This window comes from Streptomyces sp. NPDC045968, assembly GCF_056430475.1.
The window spans coordinates 741,771-753,577 of the sequence record NZ_JBWKLF010000002.1 but is presented as its reverse complement, the minus strand read 5'-3'; the positions used below and the strand labels follow the sequence as shown (position 1 = coordinate 753,577).

The 11,807-nt window shown below is 73.0% G+C and carries 8 protein-coding genes; 2 read left to right on the top strand and 6 right to left on the bottom strand.

What is annotated here, in order from left to right; translation table 11 throughout:
- The first annotated feature begins 63 nt into the window (after positions 1-63).
- Both AC07FA_RS08940 and rbsD read left to right on the top strand, forming a co-directional pair.
- Positions 64-990 (top strand): ribokinase, encoded by a 927-nt coding sequence (locus AC07FA_RS08940; protein WP_479074268.1) that lies wholly within the window; start codon positions 64-66, stop codon positions 988-990.
- Positions 987-1,376, top strand: a complete 390-nt coding sequence (gene rbsD, locus AC07FA_RS08935) for a D-ribose pyranase (protein ID WP_479074118.1) — start codon at positions 987-989, stop codon at positions 1,374-1,376. The genes AC07FA_RS08940 and rbsD overlap by 4 nt, the downstream gene beginning before the upstream one ends.
- A 16-nt stretch (positions 1,377-1,392) precedes the next feature.
- On the opposite strand, the gene AC07FA_RS08930 is transcribed toward rbsD, so the two are convergent.
- The 6 genes from AC07FA_RS08930 to AC07FA_RS08905 all read right to left on the bottom strand — a co-directional run bounded on the left by AC07FA_RS08930 (position 1,393) and on the right by AC07FA_RS08905 (position 11,476).
- Positions 1,393-2,214, bottom strand: coding sequence for an N-formylglutamate amidohydrolase (locus AC07FA_RS08930; protein WP_479074116.1), 822 nt, complete (start codon positions 2,212-2,214; stop codon positions 1,393-1,395).
- Between the two features lie 67 nt (positions 2,215-2,281).
- Positions 2,282-3,262, bottom strand: a complete 981-nt coding sequence (gene sph, locus AC07FA_RS08925; RefSeq protein WP_479074115.1) for a sphingomyelin phosphodiesterase — start codon at positions 3,260-3,262, stop codon at positions 2,282-2,284.
- A 60-nt stretch (positions 3,263-3,322) separates the two neighbouring features.
- A complete protein-coding gene (locus AC07FA_RS08920) occupies positions 3,323-4,576 on the bottom strand; it encodes a TIGR02679 family protein (RefSeq protein WP_479074113.1) in 1,254 nt (417 codons plus the stop codon).
- Positions 4,573-8,688, bottom strand: a complete 4,116-nt coding sequence (locus tag AC07FA_RS08915; RefSeq protein WP_479074112.1) for a TIGR02680 family protein — start codon at positions 8,686-8,688, stop codon at positions 4,573-4,575. Before AC07FA_RS08915 ends, AC07FA_RS08920 begins: the two co-directional genes overlap by 4 nt.
- Positions 8,685-9,947, bottom strand: coding sequence for a TIGR02678 family protein (locus tag AC07FA_RS08910; protein ID WP_479074111.1), 1,263 nt, complete (start codon positions 9,945-9,947; stop codon positions 8,685-8,687). Before AC07FA_RS08910 ends, AC07FA_RS08915 begins: the two co-directional genes overlap by 4 nt.
- Positions 9,944-11,476, bottom strand: coding sequence for a TIGR02677 family protein (locus tag AC07FA_RS08905; RefSeq protein ID WP_479074267.1), 1,533 nt, complete (start codon positions 11,474-11,476; stop codon positions 9,944-9,946). The genes AC07FA_RS08910 and AC07FA_RS08905 overlap by 4 nt, the downstream gene beginning before the upstream one ends.
- Positions 11,477-11,807: the final 331 nt, after the last annotated feature.

Below are 11,807 nucleotides of genomic sequence, written 5' to 3'. Positions count from 1 at the left end.
GAGCGCCCGTCACTCTCCAACGGAGTGACCACGGAAAGCACGGAAGCACGGAAAGCGGGAGAGATGCACGAGTACGGCCACGACCACGACCGGTACGACCTGTTGGTCGTGGGATCGGCCAACGCCGACCTGGTGATCGGCGTCGAGCGCCGCCCCGCACCGGGCGAGACGGTGCTCGGCTCCGATCTGGCCGTCCACCCGGGCGGCAAGGGGGCGAACCAGGCGGTCGCCGCCGCCCGCCTGGGCGCCGGCACCGCCCTGCTGGCCCGGGTCGGCGACGACGCCCACGGCCGGCTGCTGCTGGAATCACAGCGTGCCGCGGGCGTCGACACCTCAGGCGTCCTCGTCGGCGGGGCGCCCACCGGGGTCGCACTGATCACGGTGGACCCCTCGGGCGACAACAGCATCGTGGTGTCGCCCGGGGCCAACGCCCGGCTGACACCGCAGGACGTCCGGGCCGCCGGGTCGCTGCTGGCCGCGGCGCGGGTCGTCTCCGTACAGCTGGAGATTCCGCTGGAGACCGTGGCGGAGGTGGCTCGTACGCTGCCCTCGGACACCCGGCTCGTACTCAACCCCTCGCCGCCCGCGCCCCTGCCCGATCAGGTGCTCGCGGTCTGCGATCCTCTGGTCCTGAACGAGCACGAGGCCCTGTTCATCCTGGGCGACACGGCGGGGCACACACCGGAGGACCGGGCGCGGGCACTGCTCGCGCTCGGCCCGAGGTCGGTCGTGGTCACGCTGGGGGCGGCGGGCGCACTCGTCGCCGACAGCCGTACGGATGACCTCGTACGCGTACCGAGCCCGAAGGCCGACGCCGTGGACACCACCGGGGCCGGTGACGCCTTCACCGCCGCGCTTGCCTGGCGGCTCGGCCAGGGCGAAGAGCTGGTGAAGGCCGCGGAGTTCGCCGTCCGGGTGGGCGCCGCCGCAGTCACCCGCAAGGGTGCGCAGGACTCCTTCCCGACTGCCGACGAGGTCTCCGCACTGTGAAGAAGTCAGGCATTCTCAACCGCCATCTGTCGGGCGCGCTGGCCGAGTTGGGCCACGGCGACGGAGTCCTGGTCTGTGACGTAGGCATGCCGATTCCGGACGGCCCCCGGGTCGTCGACCTGGCGTTCCGGGCCGGGGTTCCGTCGTTCGCCGAGGTGCTCGACGGGCTGCTGGCCGAACTCGTGGTGGAGGGCGCGACGGCCGCGTACGAGGTACGGGAGGCCAATCCGGGGGCCGCGCGCCTCCTGGACGAACGGCTCCCGGACATCGCGTTCATCCCGCACGACGAGCTGAAGGCACGTTCCGCGGACGCCCGGCTCGTCGTGCGGACCGGGGAGGCCCGGCCCTACGCCAACGTGCTGTTGCGCTGCGGTGTCTTCTTCTGACTCCGGTGAACGTGTCTCATACCCGCTCCGCCTGACCGTCGCCCCGGGACAGCGCACCCACCAGGGCGGCCAGCGCCGCGGCCAGGGTGGTCAGGCCGGAACCGGCCGGGCCCCCTGGCTCGCGCATATAGACGTCGCGCCGGATCTCGATCATCAGCGCGGTGACGCGCGGGTCCTTGCCGTAGTGCTTCAGCGGCACATACGTACCGGGGAAGGGGCTGTTCAACCCCGTCCCGCCGAACCCGGCGAACGCCTTCTCGGCCTCGGCCAGCAGCGCGGGCGGCGTGTGGAAGGCGTCGGTGCCCAGACAGACGGGCGGACGCGGTCCCGTGCCGTGCAGTTCGTAGGGCAGCGGGGCGGTGGGATAGGAGTGGACGTCGACGACGACGGCACGCCCGGTGGCGGCGAGCCGTTCGTCGACGGCCGCGGTCATCGCCGCCGCGTACGGGCGGAAGTAGCGTTCGATCAGCGGCTGGGGGTCGACGTCCCGGGCGCGCAGGCGCTCGCGATGCGTGGTGTGCGTATAGACGGCGCCCATGCCGACGGCCAGCATCTCCTCGCGCTCGTCCGGGAACCGTTCGGGATCGATCACGAGCCTCGACAGTCCGTTGACGAACCTCCAGGGCATCACCGGAGCGGCCGTCGCCGCCCGCGCCGCCAGTTCGGCGGTGTGGGAGTCGGTGATGTGGTCGATCTCCTGCTCCAGGGCCCCGTCGTCCAGCACGATCCCCGTACGCACCTCCGCGGGCACGAAGCGGGACGCGTGCGGTACGTGGAGCAGCACCGGCGAGGCGGCCGCTCCCGGCAGGAGCCGGAACGGCGGGGGAGCGGGGCCCATGGAGAGGTTCCTTACGTGCGGCTCAGGGCGGACAACGGCGTCGGCGGACAGGGGCTGCCGGGGGGTGTCACTGCCCGGACGCGACCACCGGGTAGTGATCCGAGAGGTTCGTGTACGTGTACGAGGTACCCCAGCTGGACACCGTCCAGGGGGCGCTCTGCTCCTTGATCACTTCGTTCGTCCAGCCGGACGGCTTCACGTGTCCGGCACGGTGCAGGACGTGGTCGAGGTCCTCGCGCGGGTCGTCCGGGTAGCGCTCGGCGGCGATCGAGTTGTCCTGGGTGTCGAAGGAGTAGAGGTGGCCCGTCCGGGCGTCCGCTCCGGCGAGACCGGCGTCGGCGAGGAGGGACGCGTACTCGGAGGAGTGCGAGTCGACGTTTAGGTCACCTGCCACGATGACCTGTTCGGACGCCGGGATGTTCTTCGCGTCGAGGAACGCGTCGATCTGCTTGAACTGCAGACTGCGCTTCTGGGCCGCCTCACCGGCCTTGCAGCCGGGGTCGGTCGACTGCGCGTGGGTTCCCACCACATGGACGCGGGCACCGTCGACGTTCAGCACGGCATAGGCGAAGCCCTTGTTGGACCACCAGTCGGCGCCGCAGGCGTCCTTGAAGATGTGCTGCTCCTTGCGGATGACCGGCCACTTGCTCAGCACGGCGACGCCGCCGTCCTCCGGAGTCGTGGAGGAGTAGGCGCCACCCGTCGCGTCCCAGCCGCTCGTGCTGCGGCCCACCACCGGAGTGCGGTACGGGTACTCGGCGGAGGCGTTCCGCAGGAGTGCGTCGGAGGTCGCGTTGTCGAACGCCTCCTGGATCACGACGACATCATTGCCGCGGAAGAACGCCGCCTTCGGTATCTCCGCGGCCCGGTGACTCTGACCCCAGTTCGGATAGAGGCTCGTGCTGAAGAGAAAGGCGTTGTAGGAGAGCACGCGCAGTGAGGGCGTCTCGGCGGCGGAGGCGGGAGGAGCACCGACGGTGAGCGTGACCGCGGCGAGTGCGGCGGACAGCGTCACGCCCGAGAGGCGGCGGAGCGAGGAGTGCGGCATGAGGGTCTCCAGGTTCTGCTGAGGGGGGTGAACCGGCGACACACATCAAATCAGCGGGAGTTACTTGCGGGTAGACCTCGGGTGGACCCGATCTGTCGATCCGCGCACAACCGCGCCGAGGTCGGCCAGCAGTTCCTCGGCCACGTGCTCCTCCAGGACGGCCGTCCCCCGTGCGGCGAGGGCCGGAGCCAGCTCGGCGTCCCAGGGGGCGTCGGTGATCCGGCCGACGGCGGGGCCCGAGGGCACACGGGTGTGCGCGGCGACGAAGTCGGCGGTGGACATGCGCCAGAGCGTGGCAGTGCTCCGGGCGAGGACATGGGCGGCGATGCGCAGGCCCTCTCCGTCGAAGTCGCCGTGGTGGCGCAGCGGCGCACCGGCTTCGGCGAGACGGTCCAGCAGGAGGACCACCGCGCTGTTCGGCCACCCGGAGGTGCAGACCATGGGCGGGCAGGCCGGTCCGAAGCGCTGAAGGGCCAGGGCCGGAATGCTGGGGTTCTCCGTGAGATGCACGGTCGTACGCGGGAAGTGGAGCTCACCGGAATGGCGCAGCTGGGCCAGCGTGAGGTGGGTCGCGTGACCCGCTGCGGAGAGTGCCGCCAGGGCGCCGGCCACCGCACCCCGGCCCGTCGGCCGCAGGCCCGCGGTGAGCACCGTCGTGGAGAGCGCGTCGTCGGCGAGACCGGCACGCGACCACAGCGCGCGCCGGTCCGCGGCCGTCTCGGGCGCCGGCACACCGTAGAGGGTGGACAGGGCGCGCAGCACCAGGGAGGAGAGACGGGTGCCGTCGTCGAGTGCGTGGGAGTCGTTGAGCAGCCGGGTGGCGAAGACCGGCAACGGCTCTCCGCAGGCGGGCAGTTCGGCCAGGACACCGAGGGCTTCGCCGAGTATGCGCCTGGTGGCCGGGACGGAGCCGCCGATCACTCCGGCCCGCCGGACCGCAGCGGTCCAGGCGTCGAGCGCGGGCTGCGCCAGGACAACCGGATGCGTGGCGAACCACTCCCACAGGGCGGCACGGTTGGCGCTGACCGAGGCGCGGTCGGCCGCCCGGTCGCCGAGCGGGCCGACGATGGTGGCCACCACGGTACGGGTGTCCTCGCCGCAGCTGTCGAGAAGGACCTCGTCGAGCCGCGCCAGTGTCACCGTGGGCCGCGGTCCTGGGAGCCGGTCGAGGCCGAGGAGGTCCGCGAGCGCACTCCGGGCGGCCTCGTCCAGCGGCCCGGTCCGGACCCGTGTGACCGGCTGTCCGGCGGAGAGGCGTGTGTGGAACGCCTGCCACAGCGGGGCCAGTCCGGGACGGTCGAGAGGGTGCTTCACCGCTGCTCCTCGCGGGGCGACGGAACGGCCGTCCCGGCTTCGGCCGGTGCCTCGTCCGCCACCAGGTCCGCGCCGTTCCACACGAAGCGTGCCGTGGTCACCGCGTCGTCGTCGGGGCCGCCGCCCCCGGTGATCAGCTGGTGCACGGCGATGCCGTCGAGCTCCCGGTACGTGCACCACTCGTGGTCCGAGGTGAGCATGAGATCGAGGTCGAGCGAACACAGCAGCTCGAAGACCTGGCCGCGGTTGGTGGAGTCGACACCGACGAAGACCTCGTCCAGCAGGATCAGCCGCGGCGCCCTCGGCACCGCCTGGTAGTGCGCGGCCACCGCCGCGAACAGCGGCAGATGCAGCGCGATGGCCTTCTCCCCGCCGGACAGCGCGCCGTGCAGCTTCTTGGTGAGCAACTGCCAGCCCTGCCCGTTGGCCCGGTCCAGCTTCACCACGAACTGGTGCCACGCGGTGTAGTCCAGCACCCGGGTCAGCTGCTCCTCCCAGTTCTTCGCGGTGTCGGACGCCTTGGCCTCCTCGATCCGTTCGCGGAAGAAACGGTGCAGTGCCTCCCGGTCCCCGTCCGACGTCCGCACCGGGTCCTTCAGCAGCATGTCGCGGGCGGCCCTGGTGCCCGGGGGCAGACCCGGATCGACCTGCCACACCAGACGCACGGCGACCCGGGACGCCGTACGCACGCGCTCCAGACGGGCGTTCATCGCGTCGACCAGCTCGTTGGCCTGCCGGATACGCGCCGCGAGATGACGCCGGGTGTTCCCCGTGAGCGTGCGGTCGAACAGCTCGCGCTCATCGGTGGTGATCTCGTCCCGGCTGCGGTCGCGCTCCGCCGTCAGCGCGGCGAGCAGGCCCGCCGCGCCCATGCGGACGCCGTCCATGGCGGCGGAGAGCACCTGCACGTCGTCATGCGTCTCCATCGCCAGGTCGGCCCGCTCGCCGAGCGCCTGGCGGCTCATGTGGACGGTCTCGCTGAGCCGCCCGAGCGCGTCCGCGACGTTCTTCGGCTCGTACGGAACGGACGGCCACAGCGCCCCCAGGGTGCGCGCCGTCTCCAGCGTGGCCTTGGTCCCCTCACCCGCCCGCACCTCGTCCTCGGCGCCCGCGTCGGCGGGAAAGCCCAGCCGCAGCAGATACCGGAAGCGGTCCGCTGCGGCGTCGCGCGCGGTCACCGCGGCATCGCGCCGTGCCGCCGCCGCGGAGCGCTCACTGTTCAGTGCGCCTATGCGGCCTTCGAGCGTCCGCAGCAGGGTGGTGCACGCGCGCAGCTCCGACTGTGCGCGCTGGTACGCCGCCCGCATCTCCTCGATACGGGCGAGCGTCTCCTCGTACTCGGCACCGATGGTGTGCTCGATCTCCTCCAGCTGGGCGGCAAGCGCCCGCGCCGTCGATGCCGCGCGGGCCGCCTCCGCCTCGTGTTCCTGCGCCGCCCGGCCGGAACGCTCGGCCCGGGACCGCAGCTCCGCGGCCGTACGCCGCTCCGAGGCCAGCTGCACATGGGCGAGAAGCCACTGGCTTCCGGTGTCCTGAAGCCCCTGGACCGTCTCCGCCACCGCCCGCAGCGCCTGCGCGTCGGCGGGCAGCCCGTGCTCGGACGCCACATGGTCGAGGCCGTCCTGCGCCGTCCTGGCGGCGGACTCGCACCTGGTGAGGCGCGCGACCGCGTCCCGTACCGCGTCGTCCCGTGCCTCGGTGTCGGACTGCGCCCGGTCGAGCTCGCGCTCCGCCGTGGCGACGGCACGGTGATCGGGGCGGCACTGCCGGTCGAACTCCAGCGTGTCCCGGCGGGCCGCGACCGCTGCCAGCTCCGCTTCCAGCCCGGCCAGCGTGTGATCCAGGGCGCCGATCGCCTCGGCCAGCCCGGCGAGGCCTCGCTCCCGGGACCTGGCTCGCGCCGAGGCTCCGATGTAGGCGACGTCCGACTTGGCCCAGCTGCCCGTGGCGCTGGCCAGCCGCCAGGTACCGTCCCCACCGATCGCGGCGCCGTGCTCCGGGGGCAGCGTCTCCCCGTACGCGATACCGCTCAGCAACTGACCGATGCGCTCCGCCGACACGGGCGCCCCCGGCTCGGGCCGGAGCACCTCCCCGAGATGGCGGCCCGGGGCCGGCTCGGCCCACTCCGCCTCGGCGAACGTGTCGTGGCCCAGCGCGAACGCGCCCCCGTACGGCGCGACCCACGCGTCGAGCAGACCGCTGGCCTCCAGCGCGGCTTCGACCGCGTTGCGCGTGGCCGCGGGCACCGCGTCGTGGAAGGCCACCAGTTTCCACAGGGGCGCACCGGACAGCCGGGAACGGTCGGCGGTGCGGAACGCCGGTGTCGGGGGCGGCAGTTCAGCGGTGTGGCGCAACCGCTCCGCCTCGGCCGCCAGAGCCTCGCGCTCCGCCCGCGCCGTGGCGACGCGGGCGGTGACCGTCGCCTCGGCCGTGGTCAGGGTGTGGTCGATCGTACGAGCCGCGGCGTCCACCAGCGCCAGCACCTCGGCCTCGCCGGTGGCCCGGCCGGCCAGATCCTCCAGGGCGCTCTCGTCGAAGGAGAGCTCCCCGCACTGCCGGGCCCAGCTCCGCAGCCGCTCCGCCTGCGTCCCGGCCGCCTGCTGATACCGGGCCGCGGCCTCCGCACGCCGTTCGGACGCCGCGGCGAGCCCGGCCCGGGAATCCTCCACCCGCTCCTCGGCGGACGTGCGCTCGGCGAGGGCGGCGCGCAGCGCGTCGAGCGCTTCGCGTACGTCCTCCACCTGGCTCCGCCGGCCCCGGACCGCACCGTGCAGAATCTGCCGGGCCCGGTCCGCGTTGCCCGCTTCGAGCGCGCCGCTCACCTCCGTACAGGCCGCGGACATACCGGCCCGCCGCGCCACCTGCCAGGAGTCGCTCTCCGCGATGCGGACCCGCTCCGCCTGCGCCTCCGCCACCTCCAGGGCCCGGGTGTGGCGGGCCTGGTCCTGGTCCGCGGTGGTCCGGGCCTCACCGGCCGCCAGATGCCGGGCCTCCGCGTCCCGGTGCGCCTGCGCCGCCCGCTGACGGAGCAGGTCCAGGTCCCGCCCCGCCCGGTAGGCGTCGGACTCCGTCAGCACCTCGATGCGCGCGGACAGTTCGGCGCCCAGGGCCTCGGTCTCGTCCTGTTGTTCCTCGGCCTTCTCTTGCTCGGCCACGGCGAGGCGCAGAGCCTCCTCACTCTCCGTCGCCGTGCGGGTCCGGTTGTCCATGTCGGTCGTCGCCGAGATCAGGGCGGCGGCCCCTGCGCGCAGCACCCGCTGGGCGTACGAGCGCTGGCGGGCGCCCAGCGCCTGCGCGGCCTGCACCTCGTCCTCCAGCCGGGCCAGATGCTCCCGGCGGCGGTCCAGCCGCTCGAACCCGTCGGCCAGTTCGGAGATCTCACCCTGGTCGAGCGGCGGCAGGGCGCGCGACAGCAGTTCCGAGAGCAGCGACGGATCGAGGCGCTGGGACAGCTTCGGTGTGCGCAGCTGAAGCAGCGCGGTGATCAGCGCGTTGTAGCGCTGCTCGCTGAGGCCGGGGAACAGGGTCCGGCGCACCGTGTCCCGGTAGTCGGACGCCGACGCGTGCACGTCCCCGTGCCCGGACAGCTCGGAGGCGAGCGCCGCCCGGGTGAGGGGCTGCCCCGACTCGTTGACCAGGGAGATACCGCCGGGGATGCCGACCCGTCGACTGCTGGTGAAGAAGTCCGTGGTGACGGTCGTGGTCCGCTCCCCGGCCTGTAGCCGCGCGCCGATGGTGAGGAAGCCTTCCGTGCCGTCCTCGCCCCGCTCGGTCCGGAACTCCAGCCACACGTACCCCACGCGGGTGAGCCCCGTGGCGCCCTCGCCCATGAGGTTCCAGTGCATGGTGCGTTCCGAGCCGCCGAAGGTGGACAGCCGGTGGGGGCGCAGGCTCGCGTCGAAGAGGAACGGCAACAGGACTTCCAGCGCCTTCGACTTTCCGGTGCCGTTCGGCCCGCGCAGCAGGAGGCGTCCGCGGTGGAAGGTGAACACCTCGTCGTAATAACGCCACACGTTGAGCACGCCGGCCCGGGTCGGCTGCCAGCGCTCGCCGGGGCCAGGGCCCCCGGAGGGGGAGCCGGAGGCACGGAGGGGGAGTGAGGTGACCGTCATGCGGGGTGTTCTTCCTTGAGAGTGGCACGGGTGACGCGGTAGCGGGCGGCGGCGGGCCTGGGCACGACCCGGCCGCCCTCGCGGCGTACGAGCCGGAAGTCGGCCAGGACCTGCACGGCATCGTCGGCGAGCGCCGCCGCACCGCCCTCCGCCCGGTAGGCCTTGGCCCAGCGGGGGAAGCGGTCCAGAATCCGTCCGGCCTCGACGGCCAGCTGCTCGGGCGCGCACCCGGCGGGCGCGGCGTTCAGCGCGTCCAGGAGCAGCAGTGCGGCGACCTTGGCGTGGTTCGCGTCGTCGGGGAACCGGCTGTCCGTGGCGATGGCGTCCGGGTCGACCAGCAGGAACCCTTCGGCCCGCTCCTCCAGCACGAAACCCGCCTGTTCGGCGGCGCGCCGCAGGATCTGCCGGCCGGTGGGCGAGGCCAGATAGCCGAGCTCGGCCTCGGACAGCTCGTCCCGGTGCAGCACCGGCTCGTCGAACAGTCGCCGCAGCACCGAATGCCGCAGCCACAGATTGCGCTGGACCGGCGAGAACGGTGTCTCCGGCCCCGCGTCGTCCTCCGTGTCCCCGGCGCCGGGCAGCCCGTACCGCCGCTCCCGCACGAGCCCGGCCAGCAGTGCGTCGAAGCCGACCGGTACGTCGGCGGCCGGCACCGCCAGCCGGGAAGGCCCGCACGGGGCTGCGAGCAGCCGCATCAGCACACTGGAGTCCACCCGGTAGAGCACCTTCGCCTCGGCCGAGTCGGCGAAACTGTCCGTCGTCCCGTCCACGGTCTGCAACGCCCCGTACGACTCCAGCAGCCGGAGGACGTCGACGAACGCGACCCGCTCCGCCCGCTGGGCCGTGTCGAAGGCGGGCAGGGCCTCGTCCGCCGATGCCGCCTGCACGACCCGGTCGGCCAGCAGCCCGATCGTGGTGACCGGCACGGAGAGCAGCTCGGCCGCGGTGAGGCACAACAGGACGTAACGCCGCCGGTCGAACGGGGCGCGGCCCGCCCGGGTCCGCCGGGCCGGACGGGACGCGTCGGCGGCCACGTTCACCTTCAGCAGCCGGGCGTACCCGAGACGGGGCTCGACGGCCAGCGTCCAGCCGCAGTGGTAGTCGAACCAGTGCGTCAGCGGGTCCCGGCGGCGGCGCACGAGGTCGAACACCACCGGGTCGGCGCGCTCGGTGAGCAGCGGGCGCACCAGCAGCGTGCGGATGCAGCGGGACATCTCCTCCCGCTCGGCCACCACCAGTTGATTGGCGAAATTACTCATCCGGCCGCCGCCTCCCGTTCCCTGGGCACCGGGACTCCGGAAGCACCCGCCGTGTGCACCTCGATGACGTAGTCCGGACAGCTCAGCGTGCCCCGCGCAGTCCGCAGGACAGCGGGCTGTCCCTGCGCGTCGGCGGGTGGCCGCAGCACCACCTCGACCCGTCCGTCCCCGGTCACGGCGCGCCGCACGCCCGTCGTGTCCGGACGCACCGCCAGCGCCCGTCCCAGCAGATCGAGGAGCCGCTCGAACACCTCGTGGTCGAGCGCCCCGAAATGGGAGAGGCGCACGGGGGATTCCGTACGCAGCAGACTCCACGCGGCTTCCAGCTCGGCCCGCTCCACCCGCGCCCGCTCGGCCCGCTCCGCCTTCAGCGCGGCCACGTCCCGCACCCGCCCGGTGCGGGTGAACCGTTCCGTACGCCCACTGGTGCGCAACAGCGCGGAGACCTCCACGGGCGGGGCGTCGTGCCAGCTCTCGGTGGCGGCGACGAGCTCCGGGTCGGCATGGGCGAGATGCGCGTGGCGTGAGGGGCCGAGCCCGAAGGCGGTCGCCCACAGCCGATGCAGATCGTCGTCGCCGGGTGCGGCGGCGAACCACCGGGCCAGCTCCCGGAAATCCTGCACGGCGCCGGTAGACCGGCGCCGTGACTCGGTGATCCGGTCCAGCACCTGGAGCAGAGTGACGATGGCGCGGCGCGCCACATGGTGCAGATGCTCCACCCGCGGGGGCGAGCCGTCGGCGGGCAGGAACCAGGCGCGCAACCCGTCCCAGCGGGCCTGCCGGCGTGCCAGCCACGCGGGTGCCGGATCGTCCCCGCCGGCCGGCGGCAGCTCGGCCCCGCGCAGCGCCCGCTCCCACAGCGTCCGCGGGCCGTGCTCCTCGACCCGGGCGACGGCGGCCGAGACCGCGTGGGCCCGTTGATCGAGGTTGGTGAGGAACTCCTGGAGGTAGGCGACCGTGGCCCCCTTCACCTCATGGAAGGTGGACAGCTCGGCACCGTCGGTCCGCAGCAGCCGCTGAAGCTCCCCGTTGAACTGCTTGGTGTTCCCCCGGAGGGCGTCCAGGTGCCCCTCCAACTCCTGAAGGGTGCTGAAGATCCGCCGGTCCCCGGTGGTCGCGTCCTGCGCCAGCCGGTCCAGCTCCGCCAGCCGGTCCGCGATCGCGTCGAGCACGGCGGTCTGAAGCGCCCCGGTCGACACCAGCACGGAGAGGGCGTGCTGCACCCCCGCGAAGGCGGCCTCCCCGCGCCGCGTCAGCGAATACTGGAGATTCCGCCGCTCGTACTCCTCCGCCGTGCGGTAGTTCTCCGCGTGGTTCTGGATGACGTCCAGCAACTCCCACTCCCGGAGCTGCTTCAGAGCGCCCGTGAGATCGTCGTCCGTCAACGCGCCGAACCACCCGACACCCCGCAGCTGCTCACGGACCTCGTCCAGCCCCAGCGCCGTCACCAGCCGCTCGTTGGCATCGCCGAAGGTCTGGAGGATCGCCGAGTACAGCGGGGCCCTGTCGCCCATGGTGAACCGGAACATCTCGGCCGGGACCCGGTGTGTCGTCGCCACTGCTCGCTCCCTGCTCCTCGATGTTCCGACGCCCTGCCAAGAACAGTAGACGGCGCCACTGACACGACGGACATACCAGGCCAGGGAGGTTGAGCCGCCACGCGCCCGCCCCGCCTGCCGCTACCGTTGATCCGCACGGTGACAGCGTCGGTGCCGGGGAGGGCGCATCGCGCGGAGCGCCGGGAACGGGGAGCGCCACATGCTGGAATCCATGTCGCTGGCCGCCATCACGGCGGTGCTCGGCGCGGTCGGCTCAGGCATGGCCAACGAGGCCGGAAAGTGGGCCTGGGAGTCGACCGGC